Annotated in this window: 17 protein-coding genes and 1 tRNA gene; 12 read left to right on the top strand and 6 right to left on the bottom strand. The window is 58.3% G+C overall.

Annotated features, from left to right (window positions below; genetic code table 11):
* Window positions 1–82 precede the first annotated feature (82 nt).
* Window positions 83–1,366 (bottom strand): FAD-binding oxidoreductase, encoded by a 1,284-nt coding sequence (locus QMX98_RS01610; protein ID WP_282410136.1) that lies wholly within the window; start codon window positions 1,364–1,366, stop codon window positions 83–85.
* A 183-nt stretch (window positions 1,367–1,549) separates the two neighbouring features.
* Here QMX98_RS01610 and QMX98_RS01615 point away from each other — a divergent pair.
* A tRNA-Val gene (locus QMX98_RS01615) sits at window positions 1,550–1,626 on the top strand.
* Between the two features lie 201 nt (window positions 1,627–1,827).
* Here QMX98_RS01615 and QMX98_RS01620 read toward each other — a convergent pair.
* Window positions 1,828–3,393 carry a PAS domain-containing methyl-accepting chemotaxis protein gene (locus QMX98_RS01620; protein WP_083376297.1) on the bottom strand — a complete coding sequence of 522 codons (1,566 nt, stop codon included), beginning with the start codon at window positions 3,391–3,393 and terminating at the stop codon, window positions 1,828–1,830.
* Window positions 3,394–3,584: 191 nt separating this feature from the next.
* On the opposite strand from QMX98_RS01620, the gene QMX98_RS01625 reads away from it, so the two are divergent.
* Both QMX98_RS01625 and QMX98_RS01630 read left to right on the top strand, forming a co-directional pair.
* Complete coding sequence (locus QMX98_RS01625; RefSeq protein ID WP_010455982.1) at window positions 3,585–3,779, top strand: hypothetical protein; 195 nt, start codon at window positions 3,585–3,587, stop codon at window positions 3,777–3,779.
* A 456-nt stretch (window positions 3,780–4,235) separates the two neighbouring features.
* Window positions 4,236–4,700: a DUF2214 family protein gene (locus QMX98_RS01630; RefSeq protein ID WP_282410137.1), complete on the top strand. Its 465-nt coding sequence runs from the start codon at window positions 4,236–4,238 to the stop codon at window positions 4,698–4,700.
* A 186-nt stretch (window positions 4,701–4,886) separates the two neighbouring features.
* On the opposite strand, the gene csrA is transcribed toward QMX98_RS01630, so the two are convergent.
* Window positions 4,887–5,081, bottom strand: coding sequence for a carbon storage regulator CsrA (csrA, locus tag QMX98_RS01635; protein ID WP_007938114.1), 195 nt, complete (start codon window positions 5,079–5,081; stop codon window positions 4,887–4,889).
* A gap of 250 nt (window positions 5,082–5,331) precedes the next feature.
* Here csrA and QMX98_RS01640 point away from each other — a divergent pair, with 250 nt between their 5' ends.
* Window positions 5,332–5,697: an SPOR domain-containing protein gene (locus tag QMX98_RS01640; protein WP_010455972.1), complete on the top strand. Its 366-nt coding sequence runs from the start codon at window positions 5,332–5,334 to the stop codon at window positions 5,695–5,697.
* Between the two features lie 101 nt (window positions 5,698–5,798).
* Window positions 5,799–6,710, top strand: coding sequence for a siderophore-interacting protein (locus QMX98_RS01645; RefSeq protein WP_282410138.1), 912 nt, complete (start codon window positions 5,799–5,801; stop codon window positions 6,708–6,710).
* A gap of 58 nt (window positions 6,711–6,768) precedes the next feature.
* Here QMX98_RS01645 and QMX98_RS01650 read toward each other — a convergent pair whose 3' ends face one another.
* The 3 genes from QMX98_RS01650 to QMX98_RS01660 all read right to left on the bottom strand — a co-directional run bounded on the left by QMX98_RS01650 (window position 6,769) and on the right by QMX98_RS01660 (window position 9,011).
* Window positions 6,769–7,458, bottom strand: coding sequence for an endonuclease I family protein (locus QMX98_RS01650; protein WP_010455967.1), 690 nt, complete (start codon window positions 7,456–7,458; stop codon window positions 6,769–6,771).
* Between the two features lie 4 nt (window positions 7,459–7,462).
* Window positions 7,463–7,753, bottom strand: coding sequence for a DUF1654 domain-containing protein (locus tag QMX98_RS01655; protein ID WP_042932723.1), 291 nt, complete (start codon window positions 7,751–7,753; stop codon window positions 7,463–7,465).
* Window positions 7,754–7,922: 169 nt separating this feature from the next.
* Entirely contained in the window at window positions 7,923–9,011 is a 1,089-nt protein-coding gene (locus QMX98_RS01660; protein ID WP_010455963.1) for an asparaginase, read from the bottom strand.
* 346 nt (window positions 9,012–9,357) lie between these two features.
* On the opposite strand from QMX98_RS01660, the gene QMX98_RS01665 reads away from it, so the two are divergent.
* The 7 genes from QMX98_RS01665 to rbsD all read left to right on the top strand — a co-directional run bounded on the left by QMX98_RS01665 (window position 9,358) and on the right by rbsD (window position 15,876).
* Window positions 9,358–9,795 carry a hypothetical protein gene (locus tag QMX98_RS01665; protein WP_077748038.1) on the top strand — a complete coding sequence of 146 codons (438 nt, stop codon included), beginning with the start codon at window positions 9,358–9,360 and terminating at the stop codon, window positions 9,793–9,795.
* A gap of 175 nt (window positions 9,796–9,970) precedes the next feature.
* On the top strand, window positions 9,971–10,927 hold the full coding sequence (locus QMX98_RS01670) for a sugar ABC transporter substrate-binding protein (RefSeq protein ID WP_010455958.1): 957 nt from the start codon (window positions 9,971–9,973) through the stop codon (window positions 10,925–10,927).
* A gap of 55 nt (window positions 10,928–10,982) precedes the next feature.
* On the top strand, window positions 10,983–12,536 hold the full coding sequence (locus QMX98_RS01675; protein ID WP_282410139.1) for a sugar ABC transporter ATP-binding protein: 1,554 nt from the start codon (window positions 10,983–10,985) through the stop codon (window positions 12,534–12,536).
* Window positions 12,533–13,510: an ABC transporter permease gene (locus tag QMX98_RS01680; RefSeq protein WP_010455954.1), complete on the top strand. Its 978-nt coding sequence runs from the start codon at window positions 12,533–12,535 to the stop codon at window positions 13,508–13,510. The genes QMX98_RS01675 and QMX98_RS01680 overlap by 4 nt, the downstream gene beginning before the upstream one ends.
* A gap of 3 nt (window positions 13,511–13,513) precedes the next feature.
* A complete protein-coding gene (locus QMX98_RS01685) occupies window positions 13,514–14,533 on the top strand; it encodes a LacI family DNA-binding transcriptional regulator (protein WP_010455951.1) in 1,020 nt (339 codons plus the stop codon).
* Window positions 14,534–14,557: 24 nt separating this feature from the next.
* Window positions 14,558–15,475, top strand: coding sequence for a ribokinase (rbsK, locus tag QMX98_RS01690; protein WP_010455949.1), 918 nt, complete (start codon window positions 14,558–14,560; stop codon window positions 15,473–15,475).
* Window positions 15,472–15,876 carry a D-ribose pyranase gene (gene rbsD / locus QMX98_RS01695; protein WP_102595446.1) on the top strand — a complete coding sequence of 135 codons (405 nt, stop codon included), beginning with the start codon at window positions 15,472–15,474 and terminating at the stop codon, window positions 15,874–15,876. The genes rbsK and rbsD overlap by 4 nt, the downstream gene beginning before the upstream one ends.
* The last annotated feature ends 2 nt before the right edge of the window (window positions 15,877–15,878 follow it).

The raw sequence follows: 15,878 nt of genomic DNA on the forward strand, positions 1-15,878 counted from the left end.
AGCCCGGCACATCCAACATCCATGTTGACTGTTTCGCCGCCTTCGCGAGCAGGCTCGCTCCTACAAAGGATTTCAGTCGTTCTCAGTACCCGAACTTGTCCCGCAGCCCGTAATACCAAGCACCCAGCGCGGCAAACGGTGTGCGCAGCAATTGCCCGCCGGGGAACGGGTAGTGCGGCAGATCGGCAAACGCGTCGAAACGCTCAGCCTGGCCACGCAGCGCTTCGGCCAGCACCTTGCCCGCCAGGTGCGTGTACGTGACGCCGTGGCCGCTGCAACCCTGGGAATAGTAGATGTTGTCGCCGATCCGCCCGACCTGGGGAAGGCGCGAGAGGGTCAGCAGGAAATTGCCGGTCCAGGCGTAATCAATCTTCACGTCCTTGAGTTGCGGGAACGCCTTGAGCATCTTCGGCCGGATGATCGCTTCGATGTTCGCCGGATCCCGCGCGCCATAGACAACACCACCCCCGAAGACCAGGCGCTTGTCGCCGGTCAGGCGGTAGTAATCGAGCAGGTAATTGCAGTCCTCGACGCAGTAATCCTGCGGCAGCAGACGCTTGGCCAATTCATCGCCCAAAGGCTCGGTGGTGATGACCTGAGTGCCGCAAGGCATCGACTTGGCCGCGAGTTCCGGCACCAGATTGCCGAGATAGGCATTGCCGGCCACGATAATGAACTTGGCCCTGACCTTGCCCTGTGGCGTATGCACCACCGGATTTGCGCCGCGCTCAATGCGGACCGCTGGCGACTGCTCATAAATAGTACCGCCCAGCGACTCGACCGCCGCCGCTTCGCCCAACGCCAGGTTGAGTGGGTGAATGTGCCCGCCGCTCATGTCGAGCATGCCGCCGACGTAGTGCTCGCAGGCCACCACTTCACGTATGCGCTTTTGATCCAGCAACTCAAGCTGCGTATGACCAAAACGTTCCCACAGGCGTTTCTGCGATTCCAGATGGCCCATCTGCTTGGCAGTGATGGCGGCGAACACGCCACCGTCCTTCAAGTCGCACTGGATATTATATTTGGCGATCCGCTCACGAATGATCCGCCCGCCTTCAAACGCCATTTGCCCCAGCAACTGAGCCTGCTTGGGACCGACGCTGCGTTCGATCACATCAATGTCACGGCTATAACTGTTAACGATCTGCCCACCGTTACGGCCCGACGCACCAAAACCCACCTTGGCGGCTTCCAGCACCGTGACCTTGAAACCGTTCTCCAGCAAAAACAGGGCTGAGGACAGACCGGTGTAACCGGCACCGATCACACAGACATCAGTCTCTACGTCATCCTGCAAGGCCGGGCGCGGCGGAACCGCATTGGCCGACGCGGCGTAATAGGATTCGGGGTAGGGGGTGTTCGCCATCCGGCTGCCTCTGTTTAATATATTTTACGAGTGCCTCGATCCTACCCGAGTTAAAAATCGACCGCCAGCCACCGGAAAATCTTCTTAACCGCCGCTAAATTAAATATTTTGCATATTCATAGGGTTAGCTCGAAAAAAGGTGTTGACACCCCTCCGGAATTCCGTAGAATGCCGCCTCACAGCAGGCACGTAGCTCAGTTGGTTAGAGCACCACCTTGACATGGTGGGGGTCGTTGGTTCGAGTCCAATCGCGCCTACCAAACAAAATCCGCTCTGCTGGGCGGTCTAGAAGGGCTCACCGAAAGGTGGGCCCTTTTTTGTTGTCTGGCGTTTAGCAGTTCCAGCCGCTCACCTACAAACGGTATAGTCAGTCAGCGAAATTGTTAAGGAGATCTTGTTTAAACAGCAGGATTGATCATCCTGCTTTTTCTATTTAGATCCCTGATCAGTAAGAGCAGGGGCTATCGGTTAAAGCGCTCAACCAGCGAATACTGAGTTTTAGCTGTCTGTGTTAGTTCCTTGGTTACCTCGGCGGAATGCCTGGCTTGCTCAGACGTCTGATCGGCGAGGGTTGCGATGGTGGTGATGTTGCGGCTGATTTCCTCTGCGACGGCCGACTGCTCTTCAGTCGCGGCCGCGATCTGGGTGGTCATATCGGTGATGTTGGCGACGGCTTCACTGATGCCGATCAGGGCTTTATCGGCCTCCAGCACCCACGCAACTCCTTCTTCGGCCTGGCGCTGGCCGCTTTCCATAGTCTTCACGGCGTTGTTTGAAGAGACCTGTAGCTTGGAAATCAGGCCGTGAATCTGGGTTGTCGACTCGGTTGTTCGCTGTGCCAATTGGCGCACTTCGTCCGCGACGACCGCGAAACCTCGGCCCATTTCTCCCGCGCGTGCAGCTTCGATTGCGGCATTGAGCGCCAATAAGTTGGTTTGATCGGCAATGCCTTTGATCACATCGACGACCGTCCCTATTTCGTTACTGTCTTTGGCCAGTTGCGCGACGGTCTGGCCTGTCTCGCCTACCACATTGGAGAGCCGCTGAATGGCGTCGCGGGTGTCCCGGGCTACGTCACGTCCGCGGCCTGTCAGCACGTTGGCTGCCTGGGTGGCGTCGGCAGTGCGCTGGACGTGGCTTGCGACCTCTTGCGTGGTCGCTGCCATCTGATTGACGGCGGCCGATACCTGCTCGGTTTCGATTCGTTGGCGATCAAGTCCACGTGAACTGTCGGAGGCGAGAGCATCAGATCTTCCGGCCAGCCCGGTGAGTTGCTCTGCGGTGTCTTGTAAGCGTGTCAGGCAAGTCTTGAGGCGTGATGCCTGGCTCACGAAGGCCGTTTCAAGACGCGCCTGATGACCTCGCTCGTCGCTATACATTTGCGCGATCAGTTGGTCGGAAGTGGAAGCCTCTGCCATTTCCAGCAGATGCAGCGCACCGCGCTTCTGTCGGCGCGAAGCAATCAGGCCCATCGGAGCCGATACACCTACGGCTACCAATGCTGCCAAGGGAGGACTGAGGAAAACACCGCCCAAAGTCCCCGCTAAGCCCATCGCCAGGAACGGCAGCCAGTCCATCAAGACGGGTTGCCATTTGTCGCTGCCGGGCACGGCAGACTTGCCCCGGTTGATTCGTTTATAGAGAGCTTCGGCCCGGCGGATTTGTTCGATGCTCGGTTTTACCCGGACCGACTCATAACCAACGACTTGGCTCCCTTCAAATATGGGCGTGACGTAGGCATTGACCCAGTAGTGGTCGCCGTTCCTGGAGCGGTTCTTGACGATGCCCATCCATGGGTTGCCTTGTTTGAGGGCGCTCCACATATGGGCGAATATGGCGGATGGCACGTCAGGATGACGAACGATGTTTTGCGGGGCGCCTATCAGATCTGACTTGTTGAAACCGCTGATGTCTACGAAGGCGTCGTTGCAGTAAGTGATGACCCCTCGTGAGTCCGTTGTCGAGATGAGTTTCTGTTGAGGTCCAAGGGCAACCTCACGTTGTGTAACGGGTTGATTGTTTCTCATCTGTGTTGCTCCTATGCCCTAAGCTTGAGACATCGGCAAGAATTTGCAAAAGGTTAACGAGTTCTTGGAAATGAAACTGTCTTGTGTCGGAAAGTTTGTGTGGCGGCGCGTTTGCGTTGGTCTTCAGCGGCTGAGGTTGTTTGCGGTTCAGGCGTAAGATAGCGGTGCTATCCCACCAAAAGGAGCCGCATATGATCGCCGACCAAATGAACAAACAGGCGTCTGAGGGCAAGGCTGTTTGGGATCAATACTTCTGCGCTGCGTTGATTGCGGAAAGCAATCTGACGGCACCCGTTGTCGGAGGGGCTACTCACGAAGACAGGCAGAATCTATTGATTGAAAGGGCCAAAGCGCTCGCCGATAAGATGATGGAAAACAGAAAATAACCAGGGCCCAGCCATCGTGCTGGGCTCTCTGTTTGGCGCTCTAATAGATGCTCAGTTACGACACTGGTCGTTATAGGATTGTTCAAGCTCCACAAAAATAGTGTGAATATTTAAGCACTTATAAAATTAATTAACCGAACGGTCCTCAAAATATATTGTTACAAGTGTCGGTTTTAGGTAAGATTGCTTCGCGTTCACCACCACGGTTTATGCATTTTTAAGTCCCAAGCGTCCATCAGCTGCTTGGGATTTTTTTTGCCTGAAGTTTGTCCTGGTTCGCTCGAACATCGCAAGGACACCTCCGCCGCCTGTCTTCACTCTGAAAAAGTTGCCTGTGTGCCGTGCCGCTTCTATGGAGAAGCGCTAAACGCCTCCTGTGCAAACCCGGGCGAATCGCGGTTTTTTGGACTACTACTGACTGGCCAAACTCAAACTCAGTCTGATAGGAGTCAATCGATGCTGGTTCATTGGTCGCTTGCGGCAATTCACTTGCTGGCTTTCGCCTTGGGGTTCTGGGCTGTACTGACGCGGGGAACCGCATTCAGCCGTCTGGCGGCCGGGTCGGGGGAGGCTCGCCGAGTGTTGATGGCCGATAATCTGTGGGGGATCTCTGCCGTCATCCTCTTGGTCTCCGGTGGGATGCGGGCCTTCGGTGGGTACGAAAAAGGTACGGATTACTACCTTCACCAGCCATTGTTCCATCTCAAGATGACGCTGTTCGTGCTGTTCGTGCTGATCTTGCTGCTCGAAGTGGCGCCGATGATCACGCTGATCAAATGGCGGGTCGCACTGAGTCGTGGCGCGGCGATCGATACCGGGCGCGCGAAGCTGTTTGCGCGGATCAGTCATATCGAAGGGCTGCTGGTGTTGCTGATGGTGGTGGCGGCCACGGGCATGGCGCGCGGCGTAACGTTTGGTTAGCCGAGTCGGATCACGTTCTTCCTGGGGGATAATCAGAAACGTCTGACAGTCAGGGCAGGGGACGTGTCGTTAATATCGGCTTCACGTTTTTGGCGGGCAGGGGCGAACGGATGGCAATACTACACTTGAATCTTTAGCCAGCCGTTGTCCGGGACTGAACGGGCTGGCTACTGACTGCAACAGGATTCAGGGAGTTTGCGGCTTGTCTGGAGCGGTCAGGCCAGCCTGAATGCGTTGATAGATTTCTTCGCGATGCACTGCGACGTCTTTCGGCGCGTTGATCCCGATCCGGACTTGCTGGCCGCTCACGCCCAGTATGGTGATCGTAATGTCGTCACCGATATTTATGCTTTCACCGACTTTGCGGGTGAGTATCAGCATGGTCTTCTCCTTGATTGCTTTGTAGGGCACCTGATTCGAACAGTGCAGAGGTCGGTGGTATGTATAGATTAGTGCGAAGTCTCACGGTTTGGGTGCCTCTTTCTGACGCGCAGATGCTGCATTAATTCCCAAGGCGTAACTATACAGAGGCCGCAACCATCATTCTCGTTGTTTTGCGCCCATTTTGCGGCACTCGGGAAGTATTCATGAATGCTAAAATCGCCGCTTTCAGCATTCAGAGGGACACGTTGTGCGCAAAATGGTCTTGGTAATCGCAGTACTGGCGCTGGTTGGGTGCGATCAAGGTAAGGGCGTTGACGCTCAAAAGCCGAAGCCGGCAGTCGTTTCCGCGCCCGCGGCAGTCACCGGGCCGCAATGGGATGTCGAAGTGAGAGGCGAAACGCCCCAGGCTGTCAGCGACCTGAGCGGTTGGCTGATCGAGCACAGCTTTGTGTCCAGCATCGTCAAGGAAAACGGCAAGACTCGCATTCTGCTCGGACCATTCAATTCGAAAGCCGAGGCCGAAGCCAAGCAGGCCGAGGTGGCTGCGGCGCTTACCCGGGCCAAGAAACAGAACATCGAAGTGCTGGTGCTTGAGCGTCCCGTAGCCCAGTAACAGCCCTTTTCACGCAGGCCTTCCGTCGAAGCCCCTTAAAGGGGATCCACATTGACTCGTCTCTAAGCGTAGTCACTGTCGATTCCCAGAAGGAGCTCTCCATGGCCTCCGCCACCCCTTACAAAATATTCGACGCGGTCCTGGCGCACAAAAAGACCCTCAGCCCACATTTAATGCGCGTGACCCTGGCCGGTCCGATGGTCACCGAAATGGCCACCTGGGCACCGGATCAGCGCGTCAAACTATTCTTTCCAGCCGAAGACGGGTCGCCTGCCAGACTGGCTCATGACCAGCATTGGTATGCGCGCTACCGTTCAATGCCGGCCAACCAGCGTCCGGCAATGCGCACTTACACCATCCGGCATCTGCGGGCCGAGCAAGGCGAAGTGGACATCGACTTCGTATTGCACGGTGAAACCGGTCCGGCCTCCCGTTGGGCAATCCGGTCGGGAGTGGGCGAGCCAATCCAGATTGTTGCGCCTGATCGTCAGTTTTCAGCGCAAGACGCGGGAGGTTTCGAATGGAAGCCGCCTCACACGCTCAAGCATCTGTTGCTGGTGGCTGATGCCACGGCATTGCCCGCCGCTCTCGGCATTCTGGACGAGATGGCTGCCTTGGCCGAGCCGCCGACGACTCAGGCATTTTTCGAGGTGGCCAGCGCAGAAGACGCATTGCCGGTTCCTGAATGGCCTGGGTTGTCAGTGCGGTGGCTGGTCCGGGATCATTCCGCCGGTAGGGCAGCAGGTTCGCTGATGGTTGAAGCGGTCCGTGGGGCGGCGCTGGCGGTTACTTCCTCGCAGACTCACGCAACAGTGGAGCTGGCCAAGGTCGATGTCGACCAAGAGATTCTCTGGGAAACCTCCGACTCGACCGGTCAGGGTTTCTACGGTTGGATCGCCGGGGAAACGATGGCCGTGATGAGCCTGCGCAAGTACTTGATCAAGGAGCGCGGCATCGCTCGGGAGTCACTGAATCTGATGGGTTACTGGCGCTACAACAAAAGCGGCGGATAGAAACGTAAAAAGGCCTCGGGCATGAATACTCGAGGCCTTTTTGGTTTTATGCGGTCGATCAGCCGCAGGCTTTCATGTCCACGGGCCCGACAAACTCGTTGCCCCGACCCATCACGCAGGCCACGCTCTGGTTGCGCTGACGTTCCCAGGCTTCAACCGGATAGGTCTTGTTCCACGCGTCGTACAGTTGCCGGTCCTGTTTCGACAGGCGCAAACCGTACTGTTTGCTCATGTAGAAATACGTCCGGGCGATCATGCCGCGAATGGAAGGGCGGGGCATGACTTTCTTCGCCTTGAAATCGACCTGGGTCAGGCACGAACCGTACTGACCCGATTGCACCGGCAGCCAACCGAAACTGAAGTTACTGCGATCGCCGTTCACTTCGCCGATGCTCGGCACCAGGTTGTGCAGATCAGCCTCGGCCTTTTGATAGACCGGATCGTACCGCGTGCAGTTCTTGCGTCCGCCCTCTTGCCAGCACTGACGCTGATGGCCGATTTGCCAAGCGGGAACAATGTGCTCCCACTCAATGCGGGCGGCGCGCTTGGCGTTCTTGCGCGGCACATACCCACAGGCTGCGAGGTTGACCTTGTTGCCGGTGTATTTACAGCCGCAATAGAACTCGGTGGATTGCGGCGCGTAAAGCTTCCAGGCGACTTTCTTGGCTTCGTTGAAGGTGCGGGGGGCGCCAGCCTGGGCGCCAAGGGTGATGAACAGAAACAGCAAAGCAAACCAGCGGACACTCATTGACTCAATCTTCCTTCGGCACAACCCAGAAAATCTGCACACCGCCATCGTCGCGATAGGCGAGGGTGACGTTGTCGTTCTCATCAATTTCTTCGAGCAATTGCTCCCACTCATCCACAGGCTCGTCCGGTAAACGGAAGATCAGTGCGGCTTTGGCTTTCTGAGCGGTGGGGGAGTTGATGATTTTCTGAACGCGTATGCCCATGCGTTGATAGGCATCAGGAGAAGCAGAGGTGGAGGCCACGGAATTATCCTTATTAAGCTGTACGTGCATACAGTATTTAACTGTAGGCATTTTCGCAACTGCTTAAAATTCAAGAAAATCCTCTGACAGCAGTTTTTTCCATTTGGTGTAGGAAGAAGGGAAAATTTTTATCGGAGTATCAGACGGGGTATGAACCACTCGCCCAGGCTGGCGAGTGGTGAATGCAGTGCCCGACCGGAGTCGGTCGGGCGAGGGCGAATCAGTATTCCCAGAACATCCGTTGCAGCTCTTTGCTGTCGTTGGTCTTGGTCAGCGCGACCATGGCCAGGATGCGGGCTTTTTGCGGGTTCAGGTCATGCGCCACGACCCAGTCGTACTTGTCGTCTGGCTGTTCGGCATTACGCAGGACGAAACCGCCGGCGTTGACGTGGGACGAACGAATGATTTGCACGCCGTCCTTGCGCAGGGCTTGCAGGGCAGGGACCACACGCGAGGAGACCGAACCGTTGCCGGTGCCCGCATGGATGATCGCTTTGGCACCGGATTGAGCCAGTGCCTTGTAGGCCGTGTCGCTGACGTTGCCGTAGGAATAGGCGATTTCGACGTCAGGCAGGCTCTTGATGGTTTTGATGTCGAATTCCGAATCCATGGTGTGACGCTTGGCCGGCAGACGGAACCAGTAGGATTTGCCCTCAACTACCATGCCGAGCGGGCCCCAGGCACTTTTGAATGCCTCGGTTTTGATGTTGATCATTTTGCTGACGTCGCGCCCCGACTGGATCTCATCATTCATGGTCACCAGCACGCCTTTGCCGCGGGCGTCTTTGCTGCTGGCGACGGCGACGGCGTTGTACAGGTTCAGCATGCCGTCAGCCGACATTGCGGTGCCTGGGCGCATGGAGCCGACGACGATGATTGGCTTGTCGGTTTTTTCCACCAGGTTCAGGAAGTACGCGGTTTCTTCCAGGGTGTCGGTGCCGTGGGTGATCACGATCCCGTCGACGTCTTTGCTGTCGGCCAGTTCGGCGACGCGGCGACCCAGTTGCAGCAGGTTGTCGTTGGTGATGCTTTCCGAGGCGATCTGCATGACCTGTTCGCCGCGAACGTTCGCCAACTGGCTGAGCTCCGGAACCCCGGCGATCAGTTGCTCGATGCCGACTTTCGCTGCCTGGTAGGTCGCGCTGTTAGCCGCGCTGGCGCCGGCACCGGCAATGGTGCCGCCGGTGGCGAGGATCACCACGTTGGCCAGTTTCTGTTGGGTTTCGACTTCTTTTGCCTGAAGAGCGGTAGGCAGGAGCAGCAGGAGGGCCAAAGCGCCCGGAATAAAGGTGTTGAAGGCAGATTTCATTATTTTCTCTCTAGTAGTGAGACGGTGCTGATGCAAGTTCATCTAGATACGCCCCAGGCAGATCTGAACGCTTGGGGTCTAGGTGAAGAGCAGGATCTGTACCAGCCCTACGTTGAATGAGAAAAACTTTTAACTGGATGATTTATATCAATATTTACCCAGTGGGTTACCGGCCTTAAACAGCTTCGTGTCCGGGTTTCCGAATTAGTTGAGGTTTCGCGTTCGGCTCTCCGAAAAGGCCTACGACCTCTGGTGAACTCTTCGCCTTGCCAGATAGAAAATCAGTGCTAAAGAAACCCGCGCACAGGTCGATGTCCCTTCAAGGGATTTTTTTTCGGGAGTGCACATGTCTTTTTCTGTCGGTTTTCCAAATGCGGGCGCAATCACTATTGGTGGCAAGACACCGTCGACGATCAATGCCTTGAGCGAAGCGACGGAAGAGGCGTCGACACAGCTGACTGGAAAAGAAGAAAACCAGGTCAGAACCGGAGGGGCTGCTCAGGACGAAAGCAAATCCGAGAGCAAAAGCAGCCAGAGTATTGCGGTTCAGGTGTTGCTCAAGCGTATGCAGGAACTGCAACAGCAGTTGCGCGAACAACAGCAGCAATTGGCGGCCGCTCAGGCAGCGTCCTATCCAACCGAGGAGGCCAAAGCCACAGCCGTCATGTCGATCCAGGGGCAGATCGCCGAGACCAATGGTGCGCTGGCGCAAGTCACCGGGAATCTGGTGAAAGAACTGGCCAAAGACTCCAGCGCGGGTGGTCTGGTCAGCACGACGGCGTGATCTGGTGCCAACCGAGACACAAAACAGGTCGTTGACAAATCACAGCAGGGTTCGCATAGTTCGGTCTACGCAAACGTTTGCGCGTTGTTCTTGATGGCTCGTCCATTGTCGGACGCCATGAAGCTTACGCCAGCGCAAGCGTTGCTCACAATAATCATAAGATCGGAGTGAACCCATGAAGCTGCCATTCGCTGGACGTCTTCTTGCTGTCGCTATGCTGGCCGCCGCATCTGCCGCGCTGCCTGTCTCTTCGGCTTTCGCCGAGACTCCTGAAAAACCCAAAGTCGCACTGGTCATGAAGTCCCTGGCCAACGAGTTCTTCCTGACCATGGAAGACGGTGCCAAGGCTTATCAAAAAGACCATTCCGGCGATTTCGAGCTGATCTCCAACGGCATCAAGGACGAAACGGATACTGCGGGCCAGACGCGCATCGTCGAGCAAATGATTCTGGCCAAGGTCAATGCGCTGGTCATCGCGCCGGCTGACTCCAAGGCCATGGTTCCCGTGATCAAGAAAGCCATCGATGCCGGTATCACCGTGATCAACATCGATAACCAGCTCGACCCGGCCGTGGTCAAAAGCAAGAACATCACCGTCCCGTTCGTAGGCCCGGATAACCGCAAAGGCGCTCGTCTGGTCGGCGAGTATCTGGCCAAGCAGCTGAAGGCCGGTGACGAAGTCGGCATCATCGAAGGCGTGTCCACCACCACCAACGCCCAGGCCCGCACCGCAGGCTTCAAAGACGCGATGGAAGCGGCGCAGATCAAGGTTGTCTCGTTGCAATCCGGTGACTGGGAGATCGACAAGGGCAACAAGGTTGCCGCCTCGATCCTCAGCGAATACCCGGACGTCAAAGCGCTGCTGGCCGGTAACGACAGCATGGCCGTCGGTGCCGTTTCCGCCGTGCGTGCGGCAGGCAAGGCCGGCAAGGTGCAAGTGGTCGGTTACGACAACATCAACGCCATCAAGCCAATGTTGAAAGACGGCCGCGTCCTGGCTACCGCTGACCAGTTTGCCGCCAGGCAAGCCGTGTTCGGTATCGAGACTGCGCTGAAAATCATCAAGGGCGAGAAGGTCGACAGCGGCGCCAACGGCGTGATCGAAACGCCGGTAGAGCTGGTCACCAAGTAACCCTTCTGGCGGCACAACGGTGCTCGCCCGATCGGGCGAGCGCATGGAGAGTTTTATGTCAGTTTCCGCCCCGAACGCTGTCCTCTCGGTCAGCGGCATCGGCAAGACCTACGCCCAACCTGTCCTGACCGGCATCGACCTGACGCTGATGCGCGGTGAAGTGCTGGCGCTGACCGGCGAGAACGGTGCCGGCAAAAGCACACTGTCGAAAATCATTGGCGGGCTGGTCACGCCGACCACCGGCCACATGCAATTTCAGGGGCAGGAATACCGCCCTGGCAGCCGCACCCAGGCCGAAGACCTGGGCATCCGCATGGTCATGCAAGAACTCAATCTGTTGCCGACCCTGTCAGTGGCGGAAAATCTGTTTCTCGACAACCTTCCCAGCAATGGGGGCTGGATCAGCCGCAAACAACTGCGCAAAGCCGCGATCGAGGCCATGGCCCAGGTAGGGCTCGACGCGATCGACCCGGACACCCTGGTCGGCGAACTCGGCATCGGCCACCAACAAATGGTCGAGATCGCGCGCAATCTGATCGGCGATTGCCACGTGCTGATTCTCGACGAGCCGACGGCGATGCTGACCGCCCGTGAAGTCGAGATGCTGTTCGAGCAGATCACCCGCTTGCAAGCTCGGGGCGTGTCGATCATCTACATCTCCCACCGGCTCGAAGAGCTGGCGCGGGTCGCCCAGCGCATTGCGGTGTTGCGTGACGGCAACCTGGTCTGCGTCGAGCCGATGGCCAATTACAACAGCGAGCAACTGGTCACGTTGATGGTCGGCCGTGAACTCGGCGAACACATCGACCTGGGGCCGCGCAACATTGGCGCTCCCGCCTTGACGGTTAGTGGGCTGACTCGCTCGGACAAAGTTCGCGACGTGTCCTTCGAAGTCCGCGCCGGTGAGATCTACGGGATTTCCGGATTGATCGGGGCAGGGCGCACCGAGTTGCTGCGTCTGATCTTCGGTGCCGACACCGCGGACAGTGGCACCGTTGCGCTGGGTTCGCCGGCTCGGGTGGTGAGCATCCGTTCGCCGGCTGATGCGGTCGGTCACGGCATCGCCCTGATCACCGAGGACCGCAAAGGCGAAGGCCTGCTGCTGACCCAGTCGATCAGCGCCAACATCGCGCTGGGCAACATGCCGGTGATTTCCAGTGGCGGCATCGTCAACAACGCTGACGAAATGTCCCTGGCCCAACGTCAGATCGATGCCATGCGCATCCGCAGTTCGAGTCCGACGCAACTGGTTTCCGAGCTGTCGGGTGGCAACCAGCAGAAGGTCGTGATCGGCCGTTGGCTGGAGCGTGACTGTTCGGTAATGCTGTTCGATGAACCGACCCGTGGCATCGATGTGGGCGCCAAGTTCGACATCTATGCGCTGCTCGGTGAACTGACCCGGCAGGGCAAGGCGCTGGTGGTGGTGTCCAGCGACCTGCGTGAACTGATGCTGATCTGCGACCGGATCGGCGTGTTGTCTGCGGGGCGCCTGATCGACACTTTCGAGCGCGACAGCTGGACCCAGGATGATTTGCTTGCTGCCGCGTTCGCCGGCTACCAAAAACGTGATGCGTTGCTCAACGAAGCAGCGCCTAGGGATCTTCCATGAAAACTGCATCTTCTGCCGGCAAACGTAGTGGCAATTTCTACGGCCTGGGCACCTATCTGGGCCTGGCCGGTGCCTTGCTGGCGATGGTTGCGCTGTTCTCGGTATTGAGCAGCCACTTCCTGTCCTACGACACTTTCAGCACCCTGGCCAACCAGATTCCCGATCTGATGGTGCTGGCGGTCGGCATGACGTTCGTGCTGATCATCGGCGGTATCGACCTGTCGGTCGGCTCGGTGTTGGCGCTCGCAGCGTCGGCCGTCAGCGTGGCGATTCTTGGCTGGGGCTGGAGCGTCCTGCCTGCAGCGCTGCTCGGCATGGCGATCGCGGCATTGGCCGGGACCATCACCGGATCGATCACCGTGGCGTGGCGAATTCCGTCGTTCATCGTGTCCCTTGGCGTGCTGGAAATGGCCCGTGGCGTGGCGTATCAGATGACCGGCTCGCGCACGGCTTACATCGGTGACGCCTTTGCCTGGCTGTCCAACCCGATTGCCTTTGGCATCTCGCCGTCGTTCATCATTGCCTTGCTGATCATCATCATCGCCCAGGCCGTGCTGACCCGTACCGTGTTCGGCCGCTACCTGATCGGCATCGGCACCAACGAAGAAGCGGTGCGTCTGGCCGGGATCAATCCAAAACCCTACAAGATCCTGGTATTCAGTCTGATGGGGCTGTTGGCCGGTATTGCCGCTCTGTTTCAGATTTCCCGTCTGGAAGCGGCGGACCCGAATGCCGGCTCCGGATTGGAGCTGCAAGTGATCGCCGCGGTGGTGATCGGCGGCACCAGTCTGATGGGCGGCCGTGGTTCGGTAATCAGCACCTTCTTCGGGGTTCTGATCATTTCCGTACTGGCGGCGGGCCTGGCGCAGATCGGCGCGACCGAGCCGACCAAACGCATCATCACCGGCGCAGTGATCGTGGTGGCGGTGGTGCTTGATACTTATCGCAGTCAGCGCGCAAGCCGGCGGACCTGAGTCATGGCAACGATCAAGGATGTAGCGGCACTCGCGGGGATTTCCTACACCACGGTGTCCCATGTGGTGAACAAGACCCGGCCGGTCAGCGAAGAGGTACGGATCAAAGTCGAGGCGGCGATCAAGACCCTGGACTACGTGCCGAGCGCCGTGGCCCGTTCTTTGAAAGCCAAGACCACGGCGACCATCGGTTTGCTGGTGCCTAACAGCCTCAACCCGTACTTCGCCGAACTGGCCCGTGGCATTGAGGATTACTGCGAGCGTAACGGCTATTGCGTGATCCTCTGCAACTCCGACGACAACCCGGACAAACAGCGCAGTTACCTGCGCGTGCTGCTGGAAAAACGCATCGACGGGTTGATCGTGGCCTCGGCCGGTGGCGACGCGGGGCTGGCAGAAGGTCTCGCCGGCGTGCGCACACCGATGGTCATCGTCGACCGCGGGCTGGAAGGTGTAAATGCCGACCTGGTGCGTATCGATCACGAATACGGTGCCTACCTGGCTACCCGGCATCTGCTGGAGCTGGGCCACCGGGACATCGCCACCATCGGTGGCCCGGCGGGTACCAGTGTGGCGCAGATGCGTCTGGCCGGTTATTGCCGAGCCTTGAAAGAGGCGGGGGTGGAAGTGCATCGCGAGCGCATGCTGGAAAGTGACTTCACCAGCACTGGCGGTTACAACGCCGCCGCGATTCTGCTGGAAAAGAACCCGCCCAGCGCGATCTTCGCCGGCAACGACATGATTGGCATTGGCGTGTTGCGAGCGGCTGCCGAGCGCAATGTGCGTGTGCCGACAGAACTGTCGGTGATCGGCTTCGACGATATCCAGATGAGCCGTTATGTCTACCCGGCGCTGACCACCGTGGGCCAGTCGATCCTGCAACTCGGTGAGATGGCGGCCGAGGTTCTGTTACGACGAATCGCAACACCCGACATGGCCACCGATCAGCGGATCGTGACGCCCAGTATTGTCCTGCGAGAATCGACTGCGCCGCTTGCCGGTGTGTTCGACGAATACCGCTGAAACCGAATTGACGAGTAGTGATGTATGCCAGCAAAAGTAGTGGTGATAGGCAGCCTGAACATGGACCTGGTGACCCGGGCTCCACGGCTGCCCCGTGGCGGTGAGACGCTGATCGGGCAGTCGTTTGCCACGGTTTCCGGCGGCAAGGGCGCGAACCAGGCGGTCGCTGCGGCGCGGCTGGGGGCGCAGGTGTCGATGGTCGGTTGTGTCGGCAGCGATGCTTACGGTGAAGAACTGCGCGGGGCTCTGATGGTCGAGCAGATCGACTGCCAGGCCGTCAGCACTGTCGAGGGTTCCAGCGGCGTGGCATTGATTGTGGTCGATGACAACAGCCAGAACGCAATCGTGATCGTCGCCGGTGCCAATGGTGCGCTGACGCCACAGGTGATCGACCGGTTCGATGCCGTGTTGCAGGCGGCGGACGTGATTATTTGTCAGCTGGAAGTGCCGGATGCCACGGTGGGTCACGCCCTCAAGCGCGGCCGTGAGCTGGGCAAAATCGTGATCCTCAACCCGGCGCCGGCCAGTCGTCCGCTGCCAGCAGATTGGTATGCGTCCATCGATTACCTGATTCCCAATGAAAGCGAGGCCTCGGCGCTGAGCGGTTTGCCGGTTGACTCCCTTGCGTCCGCCGAAACCGCCGCAACCCGATTGATCGCACTGGGTGCCGGTAAGGTCATCATCACCCTGGGTGCTCAAGGGTCAATGTTCGCCAACGGTACAGGCTTCGAACATTTCCCGGCACCGACGGTGAAGGCTGTCGATACCACGGCGGCCGGCGATACCTTCGTCGGCGGTTTTGCTGCCGCGCTGGCGTCCGGCAAAACCGAAGCTGAAGCGATCCGTTTCGGCCAGGTAGCCGCGGCGCTTTCAGTCACCCGTGCCGGCGCGCAACCCTCGATTCCCACCTTGTCCGAAGTACAGGCGTACAAAGCACCATGAAAAAGACACCTTTGCTCAACGTCGCGCTGTCTCGGCTGATCGCTTCCCTGGGTCACGGCGACATGGTCGTGATCGGCGATGCCGGCCTGCCCGTACCGCCGGGCGTCGAACTGATCGACCTGGCCCTGACCCAGGGTATTCCGGATTTCGTCAGCACCTTGAACGTCGTGCTCAGCGAAATGCAGGTTGAGCGCCATGTGCTGGCCGAGGAAATTCTGGACAAACAACCACCCGCCTTGCGCTCTCTGGATGAGCTGAATGCCAAAGGCGCGCTGGGCCAGCGTGAGCTGCTCAGCCATGAACAATTCAAAGTCCTCAGTCGACAGGCGCGAGCGATTGTTCGTACCGGCGAATGTGCGCCGTACTGCAACATCGTGCTGGTCTCGGGGGTGACCTTCTGACC

Origin of the sequence: Pseudomonas sp. PS02303 (assembly GCF_029959925.1) — a bacterium.
Taxonomy (GTDB): domain Bacteria; phylum Pseudomonadota; class Gammaproteobacteria; order Pseudomonadales; family Pseudomonadaceae; genus Aquipseudomonas; species Aquipseudomonas mandelii.